Below are 20,378 nucleotides of genomic sequence, written 5' to 3' on the forward strand. Positions count from 1 at the left end.
TCAATGCGCCCCGACGGGCGCGTGACCTTCCTATGTTCGTCCTGACCCTAGTCCTGCTGGTGCTGGTGAGCGCGTTCTTCTCGATCTCGGAGATCGCCCTGACCGCGGCCCGGCGCACCAAGCTCCAAGTCCTCTCCGATCGCGGCGACCGCCGCGCCACCAAGGTATTGCTGCTCAAGGAAGAGCCCGGCAACTTCTTCACCGTCGTGCAGATCGGCGTGAACAGCGTGGCGATCCTGGCCGGTATCCTGGGGGAGAAACACGTCTCCGACCTGCTCTTCGACGCGCTGCTGCCCTGGCTCAGCCCCGACATCGCGCAGCGCGTGGCCAATATCGGATCGTTCCTGGTGGTGACGCTGCTGTTCATCCAGTTTGCCGACCTGATTCCCAAGCGCGTGGCCATGACCTTTCCCGAGACCTGCGCGGTCAACGTGATTGGTCCGATGCTGACGATGCTGAGGCTGTTCAAGCCCGTGGTGTGGGTGTTCAATGCGGCCGCCGACGCAATGCTGAAGCTGCTGGGCATCCCGACCAAGCCGGTGGACCAGATCACGACCGAAGACATCGCGGCCATGGTCGATGCCGGGGCCGAGGCCGGCGTGCTGCACAAGCACGAGTTGCACCTGATCGAAAATGTGTTCGAACTGGACTCGAAACCGATCACCGCGATCATGACCCCGCGCGACGACGTGGTGTTCCTGACGCTCGACGAATCGGCCGACAGCGTGCGGCGCAAGCTGGTCAAGCAGCCGCACGCGCAGTACCCGGTCTGCGGCAAGACCATCGACGACGTGCTTGGCTGCATGGATTCCAAGGACATCCTGCAATTGCTGCTGGCCAACGAGAACGCGTCGGTGCTGGACGACATCGGCAAGCACTATGACAAGAACGTGCTGGTGATCCCGGACACCCTGACGCTGTCCGAGTCGCTGACGCGCTTTCGCGAGATGCACGAGAGCTTTGCCGTGGTGATGAACGAATACGGGCTGGTGGTGGGTATCGTCACGCTGGACGACATCGTCGGCGCGGTGATGGGCGACATCCTCTACTCGGCCGAAGACGAACAGATCGTGCGGCGCGATGCCACGTCGTGGCTGGTGGACGGCCTGACGCCGCTGGTGGACCTGAAGAAGGCGCTGGAACTCGATACGCTGCCCGGCGAGGACTATGTCGACACCGCGGCCGGGCTGGTCATCTATTCGCTGAAGCGGATTCCGAAGAAATCGGAGTCGATCAGCGTGGCGGGCTTCCGCTTCGAAGTGCTCGACATCGACCATCACAAGATCGACCAGTTGCTGGTATCGCGGCTGGGTGCACAGCAGGGCCAAACCGGAGAACCGCCGCGCGGCATTGCCTGACCGCGCAGCCTGCCGCTCCCCGTGCCAGGCTCAGCACTGGCCGCGCAACTGCTGCTCGCGCAGCCGCTGGTACTGATCGCTGGCCTGCTCGATCGATTGCCGGGTGTGGCGCTGCTGCATGTCGGTCTCCAGCGCGCGCATCTGGTCGGCAATCGCGCCGCACATCAACGCCCTCGATGCTGGCTGCTGTTGCGCAGCGGCCTGTTCGGCCTGCGCGGCGCTGGCCTTGGTTGCGGCCCGTGCCTTCGCGCCGCTGTCGAGGATCGACTGCTCCTGCTGAAGCACCGAATCGTCCTTGCCAATCGTGGAGAAATTGCCACCCATCGAGTTGGTAACGTTGGCATAGCCGGTCGGGCAGGTCGCCGACTCGGTATAGAGCGTGCTGGCGCCCTTCTGGCATTTGGTCATGGCAAGCGCCCCGCCGCTGGCAAGGGCGGCCAGCATGGCGATGACCATCACGGAAAATCCCCGCACCGCGCGCATGTCGTTATCCCTCTTGTTGTTTGCACGCAAGGTAACACGCCGGATTCGAACGCACAAAAACAAAACCGACGTCTGTTTTCACAGTACGTCGGCTTGAGTTTTACTACGCTGTTTTTGTCTGCCGGTGGTCGAATCAGTCGGCAGCTTCTTGTTTGGCGGAGAGGGTGGGATTCGAACCCACGGTACCGTTGCCGGTACGCCTGATTTCGAGTCAGGTACATTCGACCACTCTGCCACCTCTCCGGTAACTTGGTCGTTGCGTTAGCAGCGAAACCAAGATTATAGGGACATTGCTACCCGCTGCGCAAGCCCCTTTCGCAGAAATTTTTATGCTTCCGGTTCCAGGCGCTCGATGCCGCCCATGTAGGGCTGCAGTGCCTTGGGCACGGTGAGCGAACCGTCGGCGTTCTGGTAGTTCTCCAGAATGGCCACCAGCGTGCGGCCCACGGCCAGGCCGGAACCGTTCAGCGTATGTACCAGTTCCGGCTTGCCCTGGCCGGCCCGCGCACGCGCCTGCATACGGCGAGCCTGGAAATCGCCCATGCTCGAGCACGAGCTGATCTCACGGTAGGTGTTCTGCGCCGGGATCCACACCTCGATGTCATAGGTCTTGGTGCTGCCGAAGCCCATGTCGCCGGTACACAGCACCACAGTGCGGAACGGCAGTTCAAGCTTCTTCAGGATCGCCTCGGCGTGGCCGGTCATCTGCTCCAGCGCATCCATCGACTGGTCCGCCGGCACCACCTGCACCATCTCCACCTTGTCGAACTGGTGCTGGCGGATCATGCCGCGCGTGTCCTTGCCATACGAACCGGCTTCCGAGCGGAAGCACGGGGTATGGGCCACGAAGCGCATCGGCAGCTTTTCGGCCGCGACGATCGCATCGCGCACGATGTTGGTCAGCGGCACTTCGGCGGTCGGGATCAGATAGAAGTTCTCGATCGTGTCCTGGCCGTCCTCGCCGCCCACCTTGCGCGGCACCTTGAACAGGTCGTCCTCGAATTTCGGCAGCTGGCCCGTGCCACGCATCGACGCGGCATTGACGATGTACGGCACGTACATCTCGGTGTAGCCGTGCTCCAGCGTGTGGGTATCCACCATCAACTGCACCAGCGCGCGATGCATGCGCGCCACGCCGCCGCGCAGGAACGAGAAGCGCGAGCCGGTCACCTTCGAGGCCGTCTCGAAGTCGAGACCCAGCCGGGCGCCAACGTCGACGTGGTCCTTCACCTCGAAATCGAACGTGCGCGGCGTGCCGGCCCGGCGCACTTCCACGTTCTGGGTTTCGTCCTTGCCCACCGGCACGCTCTCGTGCGGCAGGTTCGGGATCGACATCATCGCGTCGTTGAGCTGGCTCTGGATCTGGGCCAGACGCTCGGCCGACGCCTTCAGCGTGTCGCCGATGCCGGCCACTTCGGCCATCGGGGCCGAGGCGTCCTCGCCCTTGCCCTTGAGCATGCCGATTTGCTTGGACAGCGTGTTGCGGCGCGCCTGCAGGTCCTCGGTCTGGGTCTGCAGCTGCTTGCGTTCGGCCTCCAGGGCCTGGAACGTGGCCACGTCGAGTTGAAAGCCGCGCGTGGCCAGGCGCTGGGCCACGGCGTCGATGTCTTTGCGGAAAAGCTGGATGTCGAGCATGTTGCAATCGGTGTGCAGTGCCGGCGACATGCCGGCGAACGCGACATTTTACTGCACCGGCATGGCCGCACAGCACCGAATCTGGCCGGATTTCCTATGCTTTTCGGGCATTCGGCGCCGGATCCTGCCCGTAAAGGGCCGCTCAGCCCTTGTTGCCGTCTTCCGGCTTGCCCCGGTTGTCCCGATGCCAGGCGGCGTCCAGGTCGCGCAGATGACGCAGCTTGTCGGCAATCTTGCCCTCCAGCCCGCGCGGCGTGGGCTGGTACCAGTCCTGGCGGCGCAGGTCGTCCGGCAGGTAGTGCTCGCCGGCCGCATAGGCTTCGGGCTCGTCGTGCGCGTAGCGGTAGGCGTGGCCGTAGCCCAGTTCCTTCATCAGCTTGGTCGGCGCGTTGCGCAGATGCACCGGCACCGGGCGCGACTTGTCCTTCGAGACAAAGGCCCGCGCCGCGTTGTAGGCGTTGTATCCGGCATTCGACTTGGGCGCCACGGCCAGATAGATCAATGCCTGGGCCAGGGCCAGTTCGCCTTCGGGCGATCCCAGCCGCTCGTAGGTTTCGGACGCGTCAAGCGTGATGCGGGCGGCGCGCGGATCGGCCAGGCCGATGTCTTCCCACGCCATCCGCACGATGCGGCGCGCCAGGTAGCGCGGGTCGGCGCCGCCATCGAGCATGCGGCAGAACCAGTACAGTGCGCCATCGGGGTCGGAGCCGCGCACCGACTTGTGCAACGCGCTGATCTGGTCGTAGAACGCGTCGCCGCCCTTGTCGAAGCGCCGCAGGTTCTCGGACAGCGCGCTGCCCAGCAGGGCCGTGTCGATGGTCTGCACGCCGGCATTACGCGCGGCGCGCACCACGATTTCCACGTTGTTGAGCAGCTTGCGCCCGTCGCCGTCGGCCGATGCGACGATCAGGCCCATCGCCTCGTCGTCCCACTGCACGCCGCCCAGCTCCTCGCTGGCGCGCTGCACCAGCTGCTTCAGTTCGGCCTCGTCCAGGGTCTTGAGCACGTAGACCGCGGCCCGCGACAGCAAGGCGCCGTTGACCTCGAACGACGGGTTCTCGGTGGTGGCGCCAATGAACACGAACAGCCCGCTTTCCACATGCGGCAGGAACGCGTCCTGCTGGCTCTTGTTGAAGCGGTGCACTTCGTCCACGAACACCAGCGTGCGGCGGCCATGGGCGCGGTACTGTTCGGCGCGCTCCACCGCCTCGCGGATGTCCTTGACCCCTGACAGCACCGCCGACAGCGCGATGAATTCCGCGTCGAACGCATTGGCCATCAGCCGCGCCAGCGTGGTCTTGCCCACCCCGGGCGGGCCCCACAGGATCATCGAATGCGGTTCGCCAGAGGCAAAGGCCACGCGCAGCGGGCGGCCGGCGCCCAGCAGGTGCTGCTGGCCGATGACCTCGTCGATATTGCGCGGGCGCAGGCGCTCGGCCAGCGGCTGTCGGGAACGTTCAGGAGGGTCGGAGAACAGCGAATCCGCCACGGTACGGTAGCCTTTGTCGTGTGGTAGCGCCGCCACAGGCGGCACGGAACGCCACAGTGTAGACGATCGGGGCCGGCCCGATAATTTTGCGCCCGCCCCTAAAGTCTGCTCCGGATCTGCCGATAACGTCCAATGGCCCGCGTTTCACGCGCGCGGGAAGGTCGACGCCGGCACAACGACCGGCGGCTCACTTCAGAACCACTCACTGTTTGCGAAATTCGGGGATTTGTATGCTGCGATACCGCATGCTGATGTTCAAGCTGAACCGGCTGGCGAGCAAGAACAAGCTCAACGGCGTGGAAGAAATCTCGCTGGCCGGGCAGTTTGCCGAACTGATCGAATCGCAGGAAGAGGCAGATCAGGTCATCACCGACCTGTTCGAGCATGAAAACGCCCACGTGCGCCGCATCGGCCTTGCCGCCATCCGCCGCTCCCGGCGCTACGGCGGCCGCCTGCTGCAGGCGGCGCTGCTGCGCCGCATGATCGACGTGGAAGGCTGGATCCGCCATGACGCGGTCTGGATTGTTCAGGAAGCCGACATGGACGGCGCCGAAGTGCGCGCCTCGCTGCGCCGCATCGCGGCCAATGTCAAGCTGCCGCAGGACGCCGTGCGCGCCAAGCAGAATCCCGCCGACGGCATGCTGCATGCGGCCGTGCGCGCCCGCCAGTATCTGGATGTGCTGATCGCGCGCTCCGCGGCCGCTCACAACGAGGCGCTGGCCGCCGGGGGCGGGCTTGCCGGCGCCACCGATGGCAAGCCATACGCTCAGGATTCGGTCGGTCATATCCGCGCCGTCCACCGCCAGTTGCAACGCAAGCTGGCGGGCCGCAAGCTCAAGAGCAGCACCAGGCTCAAGTTCCGCAAGGTGGAACCGCGTTACGACGAAAACGACAACCGGCGCTTCCTGCTCTGACGGGCACGCCAGGCGGGAGTCATTGCGCGGCGCAGCAATGAGCGCGCTCGTGGTCCGATCTGAATTCTTTTGAAATGGGGCGCGCCGGGATGGGGTCGCCGTACCATGGCTGGCAGCCGGCGCGACCGCACCGGCCTGACAGGATCACGAGGACACCACTGCCATGGCCATCACCACCCGCATGCGCAAGAAGAAGCAATACAAGAAAGCAGTGCTCAAGTTGCGCGCCGCCATCAAGCGAGGCAATGAAGAGGCGATCCGCATCCGGCGCGAACAATTGCAGGCGCTGCCGAAGCCGCGCCAGCGTTACGCCCGCGAGTCATTGGCGGCGTAGGGCGCCAGCCTCGCGCGCTGTGTCCTGACGACGCCGCGGCGAGAGGAGCAGTCAGCCCCTGGCCCGGTCGGTCAGGGTCTTCATCGCATCCGCGGGCAGCGGCCCGTGGCAGCTGCGCTCGCCATTGGCCTGCCCAACGATCAGCCAGACCTTCTCCGGTGAGCCTGCAGGGTGCAGCACCCACGCCGGGCCGCGCGCCGTGTTGCTGGCCGGCAGGTCTTCCAGCACACCGTTGTGCGGAGACTGCAGCAGCGAGGCACACTCGCTCTGCGCGATGCGCGTGGCCTTCAGAAAGTCGGTATTGCCCAGCACTTCGGGCAGCGCAGTGTCCGAGCCGCGCAGAAACGCATCGACGTCGAACTTGCTGGCCTGGCTGTGCGCGCAGGCGGACAGGACCAGCGCGGCGGCCAGCGCGCCACCAGGGGCGGCCAGGCGGGATACCGGGCGCAGGCTCGGCAGTCGGGGGAAGGCGGGGGCGTCTTTCATGGCTGTCCTCTGGCGTCGTTCTGGCTCTGTTTCGCGCTGTCTGGCTTCTCGGGCTCGCGCCTTACTGCTTCATCACGTCGGCGCCCTTGGGCACCGTGAAGCGGAAGGTGTCCGCCGGCAGCGACGGATTCTTCTGGATGGCCGTGAACGTCAGCAACGTGGTATTGCCGAACGCGTCGCGCAGCTCCATCGCTTCGAGGTTGCCGCTCTTGAAGCCGATGCCGATGCGCTCGAACTGCGTGTCCTTCGACTTCGGCGTCAGTTCCAGCCATTCCACGCCATCGCGCGTGGCGCCGTTCTTCACGTCGAAGTTCTTCGACAGGTCGTTGCTGCCGAACAGGATGGCGGCCGGGCTGGAGCCCAGCGCGTTGTCCAGCTTGCGCTCGGTGACCTGGTTCAGGTCCTTGTCGTAGATATAGAGCGTCTGGCCATCGGCCTGCAGCAGCTGGTCATAGGGCTTGATATAGCGCCACGTGAACTTGCCGGGACGCGAGAACGCGAAGGTGCCGCTCGACGTGCCGGCCACCTTGGCATCGCCCCCCTGCCCCTTGATCTGCTTCTGCGTGAATTCGCCACGCGCGCTCTTCACGCTGGTCACAAAGGTCTGAAGCTGGTCGGTGGCGGCAGCGTGCGCGGCAGGCACGGCGGCCAGCAACGCCAACGACGCGCAAAGCGGCGCAAGAATGCGATGTCGCATGGATCCTTCCCTTATGATTCGGCTGATGTCCGATTAGAACACGCCGCGGATCGGCAATTCCGCGACAGGCTGTGACGGGCGTAACGGTATATTACCCGTCACTTCAGCCTGTGCGGAAGGCTCGGGCGTCAGTCTTCGGCCGTGGCGCTGCTGCCGGCAGGCACCAGGATGTCGCGGTTGCCGTTGCCCGACATGGCCGAGACCAGGCCGGCCTTTTCCATGTCTTCCAGCAGCCGTGCGGCGCGGTTGTAGCCGATGCGCAGATGCCGCTGCACCAGCGAAATCGATGCCCGGCGGTTCTTGATCACCACTTCCACGGCCTGGTCGTAGAGCGGATCGGCCTCGCCCCCGCCCGAACCGCCGATGCCGGCGCCACCGCCCAGGCTGTCGCCGGCGCCTTCGCCATCGACCAGCCCGCCTTCGAGGATGCCCTCGATATAGTTGGCCTCGCCGCCTTCCTTGAGCTTCTCGACCACGCGGTGAACTTCATCGTCGGACACGAACGCGCCGTGCACCCGCACCGGCATGCCGGTACCCGGCGCCAGGTAGAGCATGTCGCCCATGCCCAGCAGCGCCTCGGCACCCTGCTGGTCCAGGATCGTGCGCGAATCGATCTTGCTGCTGACCTGGAACGCGATACGCGTCGGCACGTTAGCCTTGATCAGGCCGGTAATCACGTCCACCGACGGCCGCTGCGTCGCCAGCACCAGGTGCAGGCCGGCGGCACGGGCTTTCTGCGCGATGCGGGCGATCAGCTCCTCGACCTTCTTGCCCACCACCATCATCAGGTCGGCCAGTTCGTCGATCACGATGACGATCGTCGGCAGCTTGTCCAGCGGCTCCGGGGCGTCCGGCGTCAGGCTGAACGGGTTCGGAATCTTCTCTTCCTTTGCCGCGGCCTCGTCGATCTTCTTGTTGTAGCCGGCCAGGTTGCGCACGCCCAGCTTGCTCATGAGCTTGTAGCGGCGCTCCATCTCGCCCACCGCCCAGTTCAGCGCGTTGCCGGCCTGGCGCATGTCGGTCACCACCGGGCACAGCAGGTGCGGAATACCCTCGTAGACGCTCATTTCGAGCATCTTCGGGTCGATCAGGATCAGGCGCACCTGGTCGGCGCGAGCCTTGTAGAGCAACGACAGGATCATCGCGTTGATGCCCACCGACTTGCCCGAGCCCGTGGTACCGGCCACCATGCAGTGCGGCATCTTGGCCAGGTCGGCCACCATGGGCTTGCCGGCAATGTCCTTGCCCAGCGCCATGGTCAGGTTCGACACGCTCTCGTTGTAGACCTGCGAGCCCAGAATCTCCGCCAGCCGCACGGTCTGGCGCTTCGGATTCGGCAGTTCCAGGCCCATGTAGTTCTTGCCCGGGATCGTCTCGACCACGCGGATCGACACCAGCGACAGGCTGCGCGCCAGGTCGCGCGCCAGGTTCACCACCTGGCTGCCCTTCACGCCCGTGGCCGGTTCGATCTCGTAGCGCGTGATCACCGGGCCCGGATAGGCGGCCACGACCTTGACCTCGACGCCAAAGTCCTTGAGCTTCTTCTCGATCAGGCGCGACGTGTATTCCAGCGTCTCGGCGCTCACCGTTTCCTGATGGGCCGGCACGGCGTCCAGCAGCGACAGCGGCGGCAGGTCCGTATCCTGGATATCGGCAAACAGCGGCTGCTGTTTTTCGCGCTCCACGCGCTCGTGCTTGGGCACGGCCTGCGGGCGAACGATCTGCACTGGCGCGGCTTCTTCCTGCTTCACGCGCTGCACTTCAACGGTTTCGGTGCGTTCCACCTTGGCGGCCGCGCCGATGATGCGGTCCTGCTTCTTCTCGCGGCGGGCCTTGAAGCCCATGAACATCGTCTCGACAAAGCCGCCCACGTGCTCGGCCACCGACAGCCACGAGAAATGGAAGAACAACGACAGGCCGATGGCAAACATCAGCAGCAGCAACAGCGTGGCGCCCGAGAACCCCAGCGCCAGCTGCAGCCAGCCGCCGAGCAGGTCGCCCAGTACCCCGCCGGGCGCGCGCGGCAGGGCCGCGCGCAGCGGGTACATGCGGATGGCTTCCAGGCCCATGCTGGACACCAGCGTCAGCGCAAAGCCGATCCAGCTGATGGCGGTGCTGTGCTGGGGATCCGGCACGCGCTCGGGCAGTTCGGCGGTCAGCACGCGCCAGCCGCGCCAGCAGCGGCGGATCAGCAGCACACTCCACCAGTAGGCCGAAAAGCCGAAGATGAAGAAGAGGATGTCGGCCACCCAGGCGCCCACGCGGCCGCCAAGGTTGCGGATATCGGACACCTGGCTGGCATGCGACCAGCCTGGATCGGCCTTGCTGTAGCTGGCCAGCACGCACAGGAAGCCGAGCGTCACGGCAAGCAGCAGGAACCAGCGCACCTCGCCAAGCAGCTTGCCGATGCGCGATGGAAGTGCCGACGGGTCGGTCCGGGTAGTCGTGGTTGCGCGAGCCATGCGTCAGGGTCTGTTCGATCGTGCGAAGTGGACGATGGCGGCCATTTTAACCTCGCCTGCCCCTATCGCCTTCATTGGAATTTGCAACAGTCGGCAAACGCCGCGCCACATATAATGGCGGTTTCGAGTGACACCGGGGCGAATGCCGCACCGGCTCACTTGCTGTCTACAGGAACGCATCATGTCCGCAAAACACGCAAAAGTGCTGATTCTCGGGTCCGGCCCGGCCGGCTATACCGCCGCCGTCTACGCGGCCCGCGCCAATCTGAACCCGGTGCTGATCACCGGCCTGGCCCAGGGCGGCCAGCTGATGACCACGACCGACGTGGAAAACTGGCCCGCTGACGCTAACGGCGTCCAGGGCCCGGACTTGATGCAGCGGTTCCTGGCGCATGCGGAGCGTTTCAACACCGAAATCATTTTCGATCACATTCATACGGCCAACCTGACCGAAAAGCCGATCCGGCTCGTCGGCGACGCCGGCGAGTACACCTGCGACGCGCTGATCATCGCCACCGGCGCCTCGGCACAGTACCTCGGCCTGCCGTCGGAAGAAAGCTTCATGGGCCGCGGCGTGTCCGCCTGCGCCACCTGCGACGGTTTCTTCTACAAGAACCAGGAGGTGGCAGTGATCGGCGGCGGCAATACGGCCGTGGAAGAGGCGCTCTACCTGTCGCATATCGCCAGCAAGGTTACCGTGATCCACCGCCGCGACAAGTTCCGCGCCGAGCCGATCCTGGTGGACCGCCTGCTCCAGCGCGTCAAGGAAGGCCGCGTGGAACTGCGCTACGACCATACGCTGGACGAAGTGCTGGGTGACCAGTCCGGCGTGACCGGCCTGCGTATCCGCAGCACCAAGGACACGACGAAGACCGAGGATCTGAAGCTTTCGGGCCTGTTCGTGGCCATCGGCCACAAGCCGAACACCGACCTGTTCGTGGGCCAGCTGGAAATGAAGAACGGCTACATCGTGACCAAGAGCGGCCTGTCGGGCGATGCGACGGCCACCAGCATCCCGGGCGTGTTCGCCGCCGGTGACGTGCAGGACCACGTCTACCGCCAGGCCATCACCAGCGCCGGCACGGGCTGCATGGCCGCGCTGGACGCCCAGCGTTATGTGGAAGCACTGAAGTAACTTCCAGCAGGCCGGCCGCTGGCCGGCCCTGGCGCAAAGCCCACGGGGACGCCCGCCTTGCAGCGGCCGTCCTCGTTTTCCTTATAATCGGTGCCGAGCTTTCAGAGATTTCTGCTATGTCGCAAGGCGCCAAAACCCCTCCCAAGCGATTCGGCCTGCACGATCTGGCCGCGGTGCGTGACGGCCTCAAGGCCGATGCCGAGCGCCGCGAAGCCGAACGCAAGGCGGCCGAGGCTGCTGCGAAGCGGGCCGAGGAAGAAGCCAATGTCTTCCGGTCCAGTATCGGCTCGGTCAGTTCCCTGCGCGACCGCAACCGCGTGCAGCACGCCGCCAAGGCACCCGCCCCTATTCCGGTACAGACCCAGCTCAACGACAAGGCCGTGCTCGAAGCATCGCTGTCGGACGAATTCGACGTCGAGAACCTGCTCGATATCGACGAGACCATGTCGTTCCGCCGGCCCGGCATCGGCGAGGATGTGATCAAGAAGCTGCGCCGTGGCGAGTGGGTGCCGCAGGACAAGGTGGACCTGCACGGCCTGCGCAGCGACGAAGCCCGCGAGGCGCTGGCCAATTTCCTGCGCCGCTCGGTGCGCAACGGCGTGCGTTGTGTGCGGGTGATCCACGGCAAGGGCATCGGCTCGCCGGACAAGCTGCCCGTGCTCAAGGGCAAGGTCCGCAGCTGGCTGGTGCAGAAGGAAGAAGTGATCGCATTCGTCCAGGCCCGCGAGTCGCAAGGCGGCGCGGGCGCCCTGATGGTCCTGCTGCGCCAGCCGAAACCCTGACGCCCCCCTATGCACCTTCACCTGCCGTTCGATCTGCTGATGGGGCGGCTGCCCCTGATCCTCCATGTCATGGAGATCACCGGGGTACTGGCGTTTGCCGTGTCGGGCGTGGTGGACGCCCGCAAGCAAAGGCTGGACGCGGTGGGCACGTTCATCGTCGCCTTCGCCACGGCCTTTGGCGGCGGCACCGTACGTGACGTGCTGCTGGACCGGCGGCCGTTCTACTGGGTCGAGCACGAATACTACGTGCTGCTGATCTTTGCGATGTCGATTGGCGCGGCGATGGTGTTCCGGGTGGTCAGCACCGTGGCGTCCGACCGCGCGATGCTGGTGGCGGATGCCGTCGGCCTGGGACTGTTCTCGGTCACGGGCACGTCGCTGGCGCTGGTGGCGCAGATGACCCCGACCGTGGCCGTCATGATGGGCATCATCTCCGCCGTGTTCGGCGGCGTGCTGCGCGACGTGCTCTGCAACGAAGTGCCGATGATCCTGCGCGACCGCTCGCCCTATGCCACCTGTTCGTTCGTGGGCTGCTGGGTCTACGTGGGGCTGACGTGGCTGCGCGCCGACCAGGAGGTGGCGCTGCTGTCCGGCGCGCTGGTGACGATGGGAATGCGGCTGCTGTCGGTCCAGTTCGGGTGGAAGCTGCCGAGTTAGCCACGCACAGGCATAAAAAAACCGGCCCAGAGGCCGGCTTTTCTTCGAACATGGTGGGGCTCAGACCGCCGCTTCGTCCTGTTCGCCGGTACGGATGCGGATCACGCGCTCGATTTCGGTCACGAAGATCTTGCCGTCGCCAATCTTGCCCGTGTGGGCGGCCTTGACGATGGCATCGAGCACGGTGTCCAGCTGGTTCTCAGCCACCACCACTTCGATCTTGATCTTCGGCAGGAAGTCGACCACATACTCGGCGCCGCGGTACAGCTCGGTATGACCTTTCTGGCGGCCAAACCCCTTTACCTCGGTCACCGTCAGACCGGTCACGCCCACGTCGGCCAGTGCTTCGCGCACTTCGTCAAGCTTGAACGGTTTGATGATGGCGGTAATCTGCTTCATGGCTGGCCTCTGTCTCTAAAGGTGTCGGAAGATGTCAGATTCTAGCCCGAAACACCACACGCCGATTGCGGGAAGACCCACATTGTCCGCAATCGGCGTGCCAGACGCCGTGACAATCAGCCCGCCTGGTCCGGAATCCGGGCCAGATCGCGCACCCACACGACCGACTCGCCGTCGCTCGGCGCCCGCCAGTCGCCGCGCGGCGACAGGGAGCCACCCGACCCCACCTTGGGCGCGTTCGGGATGCACGACCGCTTGAACTGGCTGGTCCGGAAGAACCTGTCAACGAAAATCCCGAGGATGCGCTTGATTTCCGGCAGTTGATAGCTGTTCCGGGCGACATGCGGGCCGTTCGGCCACGTGCCGCGCTCCACGTCGCCCCAGGCGTGCAGCGCCAGGAACGCGACCTTGGACGGCGCATAGCCATAGCGCAGCGTGTAGTACAGGTTGAAATCCTGCAGCTCGTACGGCCCGATGATCTGCTCGGTCTTCTGCCCGGGCGCCTCGTCCTGCCCGCTGGCGGCGGGGGCGCTCGGCACCAGTTCAGGGCTGATATCGGTATCCAGCACCGCCAGCAGCACGTCCTCGCCGCCTTCGCCAATCTGGCTGGTTTCGGCCACCCAGCGCACCAGGTGGCTGATCAGCGTCTTGGGCACGCTGGCGTTGACGTTGTAGTGCGACATGTGATCGCCCACGCCATAGGTGCACCAGCCCAGCGCCAGTTCGCTGAGATCGCCGGTGCCGATCACAATGGCGCCATTGTGGTTGGCCAGCCGGAACAGGTGATTGGTACGCTCCCCGGCCTGCACGTTCTCGAACGTGACGTCATAGACCGGCTCGCCGCGTGCATAGGGGTGATCCAGATCCTTCAGCATGGCCAGGCAGCTTGGCCGGATGTCGATCTCGCGCGCCGTGCAGCCCACCGCCTGCATCAGTTCGCGCGCCTGCTTCAGCGTGCGGTCGCTGGTGGCGAAGCCCGGCATCGTATAGGCCAGGATATTGGCGCGCGGCAGGCCCAGGCGGTCCATTGCCTTGGCGCAGACCAGCAGCGCATGCGTGGAATCGAGCCCGCCCGACACGCCTATCACCACCTTCTGGATCCGGCTTGACGACAGCCGCTGCACCAGCGCCTGCACCTGGATGTTGTAGACCTCCATGCAGCGTTCATCGCGGCGGCGCGGGTCGGCCGGCACATACGGGAACCGCTCGACCTTGCGCTCCAGCGGCAGCGCCTGGACCGTCGGCAGTTCCATCTGGAAAGCCACCACGTCGAACTTCTCGACCTCTTCCTTGTGCCGGCGCACCGACTGGCCGAACGACGTCTGGTGCATGCGTTCGCGCGACAGCCGCTCCAGGTCGATATCGGCGAACAGCAGGTGCGAGGTGTCGGCAAAGCGCTCGGATTCGCCCAGCAGCTCGCCGTTTTCGTAAATCAGCGCCTGGCCGTCCCAGGCCAGGTCGGTGGTCGATTCGCCCTTGCCGGCCGACGTGTAGAGGTAGGCCGCCAGGCAGCGCGCCGATTGCTGCGACACCAGCTGGTGGCGGTAGCCCGACTTGCCGACCACGATATTCGACGCCGACAGGTTCACCAGCACCGTGGCGCCGGCCAGCGCCGCGAACGACGACGGCGGAATCGGCACCCAGACGTCCTCGCAGATTTCGGCATGGAAGCGGAAGAACGGGATGTTCTCGATGTCGAACAGCAGGTTCGCCCCGAACGGCACTTCGGCGCCCAGCAGCGACACCGTGTCGACGGCCGCACAGTCGGCACTGCTGAACTGGCGCGCCTCGTAGAATTCCCAGTAGTTCGGCAGGTAGGTCTTCGGCACCACGCCCTGCACCGCGCCGTTGGCCACCACCACGGCGCAATTGAACAGCTGGTGCTCCACCAGCACGGGCATGCCGACGATCATGGCGGCGCCGATGCCGGCCGAGGCTTCGACGATGGCCTGCAGCGCCAGTTCGCATTCGCGCAGCAGCGCCCGCTGGTGGAACAGATCGTCACAGGTGTAGGCCGGCAGGCCAAGCTCGGGAAACGCCACCAGCACGGCGCCGCCGTCGGCCGCCTGGCGCGCCAGGGCAATGGTCTGTTCGGCGTTGTAGGCGGGATCGGCCACGCGGCACTCGGGCACGCCGACGGCCACGCGCGCAAAGCCGTGGGAATAGAGGTTGAAGAAGGGGTGCGAGGGGTTCGTCATGTCTGGACCCGTACCGGAAAGGCACGTCGGGGGAGTGGACATCGGAAAACGGATATGCGCATTCTACGACGCCCTGCGGCAGCCCGGCGTCAGCGTCACGCTGACGACGCCTGCAGCACAATTTCAATTCCGGTAGACTCGCCCGGCACCTACGCCAACCCGTCCATGAGTGATTCGCGCCCCAACTACCGCACGGAAATCGTGCTGGACCTTGCCGACATCGATGCCGCGGCCTGGGACGCGCTGCTGGCCGCACAGGCCGAACCCACGCCGTTCCTGCGCCACGCCTTCCTGCACGCCATGCACGCCAGCGGCAGCGCCACCGACGACACCGGCTGGTCGCCCCGCTTCCTGACGCTCTGGGTCCCCGACGGCAACGAGCCGGGCCGCGACCGTCTGGCGGCAGCCATGCCGCTCTATGCCAAGTCCCACTCGTATGGCGAATACGTCTTCGACTGGGCCTGGGCCGACGCCTATCGCCAGCACGGGCTCGATTACTACCCGAAGTGGCTGGCGGCGGTGCCGTTCACGCCGGTGCGCGGCGCCCGGCTGCTGGCCGAGGACGATCTGGCGCGCACGGTGCTGCTGCGGTTCGCGCTGGCGCTGGCCGAGGAAAGCCAGCTGTCGTCGCTGCACATCTTGTTTCCGTCCGACCACGAGGCCGACCTGATGCAGGAGGCCGGCATGATGATGCGCCACGGCGTGCAGTTCCACTGGACCAACCCGGGCTACGCCGATTTCGACGCCTTCCTGGCCACGCTGTCGCAGAAGAAGCGCAAGAACATCCGCGCCGAACGGCGCCGGGTAGCCGAGGCCGGCATCACGTTCCGCCAGCTGCGCGGCGCCGCGATCGACGACGCGGCCTGGAAGTTCTTCAACCGCTGCTACCGGCAGACGTACCGCGAGCACCATTCCACGCCTTACCTGAACCTGGATTTCTTCCGGCGCATTGGCCAGGCGATGCCGGAGAACCTGCTGCTCGTCGTCGCCACGCGCGACGGCGCGGACATCGCCAGCTCCCTGCTGGTCTACGATGCCGATCCGGCTGTCAGCACGCTGTACGGCCGCTACTGGGGCGCGCTGGAACACCACCCCTGCCTGCACTTCGAGACGGCCTACTACCAGCCGCTGGAATTCTGCATCGCCGAGGGCATCGGCACGTTCGAAGGCGGGGCGCAGGGCGAGCACAAGATGGCGCGCGGCTTCCTGCCCGTGGCCACCCGTTCGGCGCACTGGCTGGCCCATCCGTCCTTTGCCGACGCCGTGGAACGCTTCCTGGCGCGCGAGCGCCAGGGCATGGATGCCTACCTGGACGAGCTGAACGACCGCAACCCGTTTGCGCGGCCGCCCGGCGGCGACTGAGGCACACCGGGCCAGCAAGGCGTCCTATCGGCGCGGCAGCATCCGCCGCATCGTGTTGTCGCCCAGCATGTAGTGGTGGAACAGCGCGGCCATCGCGTGCAGGCCGATCACCAGATAGAAGGCCTTGCCGATTATCTCGTGGATCTCACCCAGCAAGTCCTTGAGCCCGGCGTCGGGCGCGATCAGCGGCGGCAGTCCGATGCCCGTGCCCGGCAGCATCAATTCGCGTCCGGCGGCGTTCATCATCAGGATGCCCAGGATAGGCTGCGCCACCAGGAACAGGTACAGCAGGCCATGCACGGCCGCGCCGGCCAGCTGGCCCAGGCGCGGATACGATTCGGGCGCCGGCGCACCGCGCACCGCACGCCAGAGCAGGCGCGGCACGATCAAGGCCAGCACCAGCGCGCCCGACCACTTGTGGACTTCCATGGCCACCATGCGGGCGGCGGTTCCCTTGTCGGTAAAGCCGCGCAGTTCGATTGCGGCGTACGCCACGGCCACCAGCACGAACATCAGCCAGTGGAACGCAATGGCCACCGCGTCATAGCGGGCGAACGCGGCCGCGTCGGGCGCGGCCGCGGTGCCTTTGAGAACAGGCATCGGTACTCCATTTGGTTGTGGGGATCCGCCGGAAGCTTAGGGCCTGGTCCGGTGCCTCGCCTTGCGGCCGGTCATCGCCCCAACAAAAAACCCCGCCATCGGGCGGGGTTTTCCTCGGACCATCGGCAGCGACGCGATTACTTCTTGAAGTTCGCCACGCCGTCGGTGATTTCCTTGTGGGCTTCCTCGATGCCGGCCCAGCCTTCGACCTTCACCCACTTGCCTGCTTCGAGTGCCTTGTAGTTCTCAAAGAAGTGCTTGATCTGGTCGAGCGTATTTTGCGCCACATCGGACAGGCCCTTGATGTGGGCGGTGGCGGGGCTCAGCTTGTCCACGGGCACGGCCACCAGCTTGGCGTCCACGCCCGACTCGTCGGTCATCTTCAGCATGCCCAGGGCGCGGCAGCGCACGACGGCACCGGCCAGGATCGGGAACGGGGTCAGCACCAGCACGTCCACGGGGTCGCCATCGCCCGACAGCGTCTGCGGGATGAAGCCGTAGTTGGCCGGGTAGCGCATGCCCGTGCCGATGAAGCGGTCCACGAACAGCAGGCCGGTTTCCTTGTCGGCCTCGTACTTCACCGGATCGCTTTGCGCGGAGATCTCGATGATGACGTTGAAATCGTTGGGAAGGTCCTTGCCCGGGGAGACGAGGTTGAAGCTCATGCGAGTTCTCCGAATACCTGTGGAATGGGATGGGCGGCATTATAGCGGGTCGGCCCTGACCGCAGCCTGACAACCGTCGCTGCGCCGAGTGGCGGTTAATGCCTTGCGCGCCGGGCGCGGTGCGCGATAATGCGGCATTCCCGATTTCAGCATTTGCTCCATAACCGGAGCCATGGAGACCTGCATGCATGCCCAGCATTTCGTCGCCAACCGCCTGATCGCCGCCGATTCCGGCCTGCGCATCAAGGTGTTCGATCCCTCCAACGGCGAGCCGTTCGCCGAGATCGCCCGCGGCAATGCCACCGATATCAGCGTGGCCGTCCGCGCCGCCCGCCAGGCCTTCGAAGGCGAATGGGGCGCGATGAACCCGGCCGACCGCGTGCGCCTGCTGAACCGCGTGGCGCTCAAGCTGATCGAGCACGAGGACGAACTGGCCGCGCTGGAAGCGCGCGACACCGGCAAGCCGCTGCGCCAGGCCCGCGCCGACGCCCGCGCCGTGGCCCGCTATTTCGAGTTCTACGCGGGCGCGGCCGACAAGCTGCACGGCGAGACCATTCCCTACACCACCGGCTACACGGTACTCACCGTGCGTGAACCGCACGGCGTGACCGGCCACATCATCCCGTGGAACTACCCGCTGCAGATCTTCGGCCGCAGCGTGGGCGCGGCACTGGCCACCGGCAACGCCTGCGTGGTCAAGCCGGCCGAGGACGCCTGCCTGTCGATCCTGCGCGTGGCCGAACTGGCCGCCGAGGCCGGGCTGCCCGAAGGCGCGCTGAACATCGTCACGGGCTATGGCCACGAGGCCGGCGCCGCGCTGGCCCGCCATCCGGGCATCAACCATATTTCGTTCACGGGGTCGCCGGACACGGGCAAGCTCGTATCGCAACTGGCATCCGAGAACCACGTGCCGGTGACGCTGGAACTGGGCGGCAAGTCGCCCCAGGTGGTGTTTGCCGATGCCGACCTCGACGCGGTGCTGCCCGTGGTGGTCAACGGCATCGTGCAGAATGCGGGCCAGACCTGCTCGGCCGGCAGCCGCCTGCTGGTGGAGCGGCCCGTCTACGAGGCCCTGCTCGACCGCCTGTCAGGCGTGTTCGAGTCGCTGCGTGTGGGTCCGTCGGCACTCGACCTGGAATGCGGCCCGCTGATCAGTCGCAAGCAGCAGCAGCGCGTGTGGGATTTCGTGTCCGATGCCCAGCACGCCGGCATCGCCGTGGTGGCCCAGGGCCAGATCGTGGGCGAGGCGCCGGAGTCCGGCTACTACCAGGTGCCGATGCTGTTCCGCGACGTGCCCGCCACGCACCGGCTGGCCCAGGAAGAAGTGTTCGGCCCGCTGCTGGCTGCCATGCCGTTCGATACCGAGGACGAGGCCATCCGCCTGGCCAACGGCACCGCGTATGGCCTGGTGGCCGGGGTCTGGACGCGCGACGGCGGCCGCCAGATGCGGCTGGCGCGCAAGCTGCGGGCCGGCCAGGTCTTCATCAACAACTATGGCGCCGGTGGCGGCGTCGAGCTGCCGTTCGGCGGCACCGGCCAGTCGGGCTATGGCCGCGAGAAGGGCTTCGAGGCCCTGTACGGATTCACCACTCTGAAAACCATCGCCATTCAACATGGGTAGCATCAACTTTCTATCGGTCACGTTCGCCATCTTCTTTTTCTGGATGGCGTGGCATGTGCGAAACAAGCGCGCCACCAATCCGTCCGGCATGCCCCGCCTGCAGGTGTTCAAGCGCAAGTGGGGCGACACCGTGGGCGACCGCGTCCACTGGTGCCTCTACGTGGCCCTGCCCTTCCTGCTCGGCATCATGATGGTGGCCAACGCCCTGCAGAACAAAGGCCCCTTCCACTGATCCGATAATTCCGATGTTCCGCCCGTAGCGCGGCAACAGACCGCGCCGGGCTTCACGCAACTGGAGACAAGGCAATGACCAGACTGGCTGGCAAGGTAGCGGTAGTGACGGGCGGCGGCTCGGGATTTGGCGAAGGCATCGCGCATACGTTTGCGCGCGAAGGCGCCAGCGTGATGGTGGCCGACCTGAACCTCGACGCCGCCCATCGCGTGGCCGCGGCCATCCGCGATGCGGGCGGCAAGGCCGACGCGGTGCGCGCCGATGTATCGCGGGGAGACGACGTGGCCGCCATGCGCGATGCCACGCTGGCCGCCTTTGGCGACGTCCACTGCGTGGTCAACAACGCCGGCACCACCCATCGCAACAAGCCGATCCTGGAAGTCACCGAGGATGAGTTCGACCGCGTCTACGCGGTCAACGTGAAAAGCATCTACTGGTCGGCGCACCATTTCATCCCGCACTTCCGCCAGCGGGGCGGCGGCAACTTCGTCAACGTGGCCTCGACGGCCGGCATCCGGCCGCGCCCCGGCCTGGTCTGGTACAACGGCAGCAAGGGCGCCGTGATCGTGGCCAGCAAGGCCATGGCGGCCGAACTGGGCCCCGACAACATCCGCGTCAACTGCGTGAACCCGGTGATCGGCGCCACGGGCCTGCTGGAGCAGTTCATGGGCGTGCCCGACACCCCCGAGAACCGCGCGCGGTTCCTGGCGACCATCCCCATGGGACGCATGTCGACGCCGCAGGACGTGGCCAATGCCTGCCTGTACCTGGCGTCGGACGACGCCAGCTTCATCACCGGCACCTGCATCGAGGTGGATGGCGGCCGCTGCGTCTGACCATCCGCGGGCATCCGCAACACAACTAGAACC

General features: G+C 65.9%; 20 protein-coding genes and 1 tRNA gene. 10 read left to right on the forward strand and 11 right to left on the reverse strand.

The genetic code is table 11. From position 1 onward, the window contains the following. Window positions 1-32 precede the first annotated feature (32 nt). Window positions 33-1,358 (forward strand): polyamine export protein PaeA, encoded by a 1,326-nt coding sequence (locus BLQ58_RS04295; RefSeq protein ID WP_092594913.1) that lies wholly within the window; start codon window positions 33-35, stop codon window positions 1,356-1,358. A 30-nt stretch (window positions 1,359-1,388) separates the two neighbouring features. Here the strand turns inward: BLQ58_RS04295 and BLQ58_RS04300 are convergent, their stop codons facing one another. The 4 genes from BLQ58_RS04300 to BLQ58_RS04315 all read right to left on the reverse strand — a co-directional run bounded on the left by BLQ58_RS04300 (window position 1,389) and on the right by BLQ58_RS04315 (window position 4,965). Next, on the reverse strand, window positions 1,389-1,841 hold the full coding sequence (locus BLQ58_RS04300) for a hypothetical protein (RefSeq protein ID WP_092594915.1): 453 nt from the start codon (window positions 1,839-1,841) through the stop codon (window positions 1,389-1,391). Between the two features lie 153 nt (window positions 1,842-1,994). Continuing rightward, window positions 1,995-2,084, reverse strand: a tRNA-Ser gene (locus tag BLQ58_RS04305). Between the two features lie 84 nt (window positions 2,085-2,168). Next, window positions 2,169-3,476, reverse strand: coding sequence for a serine--tRNA ligase (serS, locus tag BLQ58_RS04310; protein ID WP_092595519.1), 1,308 nt, complete (start codon window positions 3,474-3,476; stop codon window positions 2,169-2,171). A 142-nt stretch (window positions 3,477-3,618) separates the two neighbouring features. After that, window positions 3,619-4,965, reverse strand: coding sequence for a replication-associated recombination protein A (locus tag BLQ58_RS04315; protein ID WP_092594917.1), 1,347 nt, complete (start codon window positions 4,963-4,965; stop codon window positions 3,619-3,621). A 230-nt stretch (window positions 4,966-5,195) separates the two neighbouring features. On the opposite strand from BLQ58_RS04315, the gene BLQ58_RS04320 reads away from it, so the two are divergent. Both BLQ58_RS04320 and BLQ58_RS29045 read left to right on the forward strand, forming a co-directional pair. Beyond that, entirely contained in the window at window positions 5,196-5,879 is a 684-nt protein-coding gene (locus BLQ58_RS04320) for a hypothetical protein (RefSeq protein ID WP_092594919.1), read from the forward strand. Window positions 5,880-6,042: 163 nt separating this feature from the next. Continuing rightward, entirely contained in the window at window positions 6,043-6,213 is a 171-nt protein-coding gene (locus BLQ58_RS29045; protein WP_175459834.1) for a hypothetical protein, read from the forward strand. A gap of 51 nt (window positions 6,214-6,264) precedes the next feature. On the opposite strand, the gene BLQ58_RS04325 is transcribed toward BLQ58_RS29045, so the two are convergent. The 3 genes from BLQ58_RS04325 to BLQ58_RS04335 all read right to left on the reverse strand — a co-directional run bounded on the left by BLQ58_RS04325 (window position 6,265) and on the right by BLQ58_RS04335 (window position 9,858). Beyond that, entirely contained in the window at window positions 6,265-6,699 is a 435-nt protein-coding gene (locus tag BLQ58_RS04325) for a hypothetical protein (protein ID WP_092594921.1), read from the reverse strand. A 61-nt stretch (window positions 6,700-6,760) separates the two neighbouring features. Next, a complete protein-coding gene (gene lolA / locus BLQ58_RS04330) occupies window positions 6,761-7,396 on the reverse strand; it encodes an outer membrane lipoprotein chaperone LolA (protein ID WP_092594923.1) in 636 nt (211 codons plus the stop codon). Window positions 7,397-7,524: 128 nt separating this feature from the next. After that, window positions 7,525-9,858, reverse strand: coding sequence for a DNA translocase FtsK (locus tag BLQ58_RS04335; RefSeq protein ID WP_092594925.1), 2,334 nt, complete (start codon window positions 9,856-9,858; stop codon window positions 7,525-7,527). A 181-nt stretch (window positions 9,859-10,039) separates the two neighbouring features. Here BLQ58_RS04335 and trxB point away from each other — a divergent pair, with 181 nt between their 5' ends. The 3 genes from trxB to BLQ58_RS04350 all read left to right on the forward strand — a co-directional run bounded on the left by trxB (window position 10,040) and on the right by BLQ58_RS04350 (window position 12,432). Continuing rightward, on the forward strand, window positions 10,040-10,993 hold the full coding sequence (trxB, locus tag BLQ58_RS04340; protein WP_092594927.1) for a thioredoxin-disulfide reductase: 954 nt from the start codon (window positions 10,040-10,042) through the stop codon (window positions 10,991-10,993). Between the two features lie 116 nt (window positions 10,994-11,109). Continuing rightward, the gene (locus BLQ58_RS04345; RefSeq protein ID WP_092594929.1) at window positions 11,110-11,775 is read left to right on the forward strand and encodes a Smr/MutS family protein; all 666 of its coding nucleotides are present in this window, start codon (window positions 11,110-11,112) and stop codon (window positions 11,773-11,775) included. A gap of 9 nt (window positions 11,776-11,784) precedes the next feature. Continuing rightward, on the forward strand, window positions 11,785-12,432 hold the full coding sequence (locus tag BLQ58_RS04350) for a trimeric intracellular cation channel family protein (protein ID WP_092594931.1): 648 nt from the start codon (window positions 11,785-11,787) through the stop codon (window positions 12,430-12,432). A 60-nt stretch (window positions 12,433-12,492) separates the two neighbouring features. Here BLQ58_RS04350 and glnK read toward each other — a convergent pair whose 3' ends face one another. Both glnK and BLQ58_RS04360 read right to left on the reverse strand, forming a co-directional pair. Further along, the gene (gene glnK / locus BLQ58_RS04355; protein WP_006162803.1) at window positions 12,493-12,831 is read right to left on the reverse strand and encodes a P-II family nitrogen regulator; all 339 of its coding nucleotides are present in this window, start codon (window positions 12,829-12,831) and stop codon (window positions 12,493-12,495) included. A gap of 116 nt (window positions 12,832-12,947) precedes the next feature. Then, window positions 12,948-15,029 carry an NAD(+) synthase gene (locus BLQ58_RS04360; protein WP_092594933.1) on the reverse strand — a complete coding sequence of 694 codons (2,082 nt, stop codon included), beginning with the start codon at window positions 15,027-15,029 and terminating at the stop codon, window positions 12,948-12,950. A 165-nt stretch (window positions 15,030-15,194) separates the two neighbouring features. On the opposite strand from BLQ58_RS04360, the gene BLQ58_RS04365 reads away from it, so the two are divergent. Further along, window positions 15,195-16,391 carry a GNAT family N-acetyltransferase gene (locus tag BLQ58_RS04365; RefSeq protein ID WP_092594936.1) on the forward strand — a complete coding sequence of 399 codons (1,197 nt, stop codon included), beginning with the start codon at window positions 15,195-15,197 and terminating at the stop codon, window positions 16,389-16,391. 24 nt (window positions 16,392-16,415) lie between these two features. On the opposite strand, the gene BLQ58_RS04370 is transcribed toward BLQ58_RS04365, so the two are convergent. Together BLQ58_RS04370 and ppa are read right to left on the reverse strand one after the other, a co-directional pair. Next, entirely contained in the window at window positions 16,416-16,991 is a 576-nt protein-coding gene (locus tag BLQ58_RS04370) for a cytochrome b (RefSeq protein ID WP_092594938.1), read from the reverse strand. Between the two features lie 137 nt (window positions 16,992-17,128). Beyond that, window positions 17,129-17,656, reverse strand: coding sequence for an inorganic diphosphatase (gene ppa, locus BLQ58_RS04375; RefSeq protein ID WP_066739261.1), 528 nt, complete (start codon window positions 17,654-17,656; stop codon window positions 17,129-17,131). A 184-nt stretch (window positions 17,657-17,840) separates the two neighbouring features. On the opposite strand from ppa, the gene BLQ58_RS04380 reads away from it, so the two are divergent. From BLQ58_RS04380 to BLQ58_RS04390, 3 genes are all read left to right on the forward strand, one after another. Beyond that, window positions 17,841-19,277 carry an aldehyde dehydrogenase family protein gene (locus BLQ58_RS04380; protein ID WP_092594940.1) on the forward strand — a complete coding sequence of 479 codons (1,437 nt, stop codon included), beginning with the start codon at window positions 17,841-17,843 and terminating at the stop codon, window positions 19,275-19,277. Beyond that, the gene (locus BLQ58_RS04385; protein ID WP_092594942.1) at window positions 19,270-19,509 is read left to right on the forward strand and encodes a hypothetical protein; all 240 of its coding nucleotides are present in this window, start codon (window positions 19,270-19,272) and stop codon (window positions 19,507-19,509) included. Before BLQ58_RS04380 ends, BLQ58_RS04385 begins: the two co-directional genes overlap by 8 nt. A 74-nt stretch (window positions 19,510-19,583) precedes the next feature. Then, entirely contained in the window at window positions 19,584-20,345 is a 762-nt protein-coding gene (locus BLQ58_RS04390; protein ID WP_092594944.1) for an SDR family oxidoreductase, read from the forward strand. Window positions 20,346-20,378 lie beyond the last annotated feature (33 nt).

This window comes from Ralstonia sp. 25mfcol4.1 (assembly GCF_900104095.1).
In the GTDB taxonomy this organism is placed as follows: Bacteria; Pseudomonadota; Gammaproteobacteria; order Burkholderiales; family Burkholderiaceae; genus Cupriavidus.

Excerpts from the sequence above, each read along its gene's own strand:
- BLQ58_RS29045 (WP_175459834.1), top strand. The coding sequence starts at position 6,043 with ATGGCCATCACCACCCGCATGCGCAAGAAGAAGCAATACAAGAAAGCA.
- BLQ58_RS04300 (WP_092594915.1), bottom strand. The coding sequence starts at position 1,841 with ATGCGCGCGGTGCGGGGATTTTCCGTGATGGTCATCGCCATGCTGGCC.
- BLQ58_RS04320 (WP_092594919.1), top strand. The coding sequence starts at position 5,196 with ATGCTGCGATACCGCATGCTGATGTTCAAGCTGAACCGGCTGGCGAGC.
- BLQ58_RS04385 (WP_092594942.1), top strand. The coding sequence starts at position 19,270 with ATGGGTAGCATCAACTTTCTATCGGTCACGTTCGCCATCTTCTTTTTC.
- lolA (WP_092594923.1), bottom strand. The coding sequence starts at position 7,396 with ATGCGACATCGCATTCTTGCGCCGCTTTGCGCGTCGTTGGCGTTGCTG.
- BLQ58_RS04335 (WP_092594925.1), bottom strand. The coding sequence starts at position 9,858 with ATGGCTCGCGCAACCACGACTACCCGGACCGACCCGTCGGCACTTCCA.
- BLQ58_RS04390 (WP_092594944.1), top strand. The coding sequence starts at position 19,584 with ATGACCAGACTGGCTGGCAAGGTAGCGGTAGTGACGGGCGGCGGCTCG.
- BLQ58_RS04370 (WP_092594938.1), bottom strand. The coding sequence starts at position 16,991 with ATGCCTGTTCTCAAAGGCACCGCGGCCGCGCCCGACGCGGCCGCGTTC.
- glnK (WP_006162803.1), bottom strand. The coding sequence starts at position 12,831 with ATGAAGCAGATTACCGCCATCATCAAACCGTTCAAGCTTGACGAAGTG.
- BLQ58_RS04295 (WP_092594913.1), top strand. The coding sequence starts at position 33 with ATGTTCGTCCTGACCCTAGTCCTGCTGGTGCTGGTGAGCGCGTTCTTC.
- BLQ58_RS04365 (WP_092594936.1), top strand. The coding sequence starts at position 15,195 with ATGAGTGATTCGCGCCCCAACTACCGCACGGAAATCGTGCTGGACCTT.
- ppa (WP_066739261.1), bottom strand. The coding sequence starts at position 17,656 with ATGAGCTTCAACCTCGTCTCCCCGGGCAAGGACCTTCCCAACGATTTC.
- BLQ58_RS04345 (WP_092594929.1), top strand. The coding sequence starts at position 11,110 with ATGTCGCAAGGCGCCAAAACCCCTCCCAAGCGATTCGGCCTGCACGAT.
- trxB (WP_092594927.1), top strand. The coding sequence starts at position 10,040 with ATGTCCGCAAAACACGCAAAAGTGCTGATTCTCGGGTCCGGCCCGGCC.
- BLQ58_RS04350 (WP_092594931.1), top strand. The coding sequence starts at position 11,785 with ATGCACCTTCACCTGCCGTTCGATCTGCTGATGGGGCGGCTGCCCCTG.
- BLQ58_RS04380 (WP_092594940.1), top strand. The coding sequence starts at position 17,841 with ATGCATGCCCAGCATTTCGTCGCCAACCGCCTGATCGCCGCCGATTCC.
- BLQ58_RS04360 (WP_092594933.1), bottom strand. The coding sequence starts at position 15,029 with ATGACGAACCCCTCGCACCCCTTCTTCAACCTCTATTCCCACGGCTTT.
- BLQ58_RS04325 (WP_092594921.1), bottom strand. The coding sequence starts at position 6,699 with ATGAAAGACGCCCCCGCCTTCCCCCGACTGCCGAGCCTGCGCCCGGTA.
- serS (WP_092595519.1), bottom strand. The coding sequence starts at position 3,476 with ATGCTCGACATCCAGCTTTTCCGCAAAGACATCGACGCCGTGGCCCAG.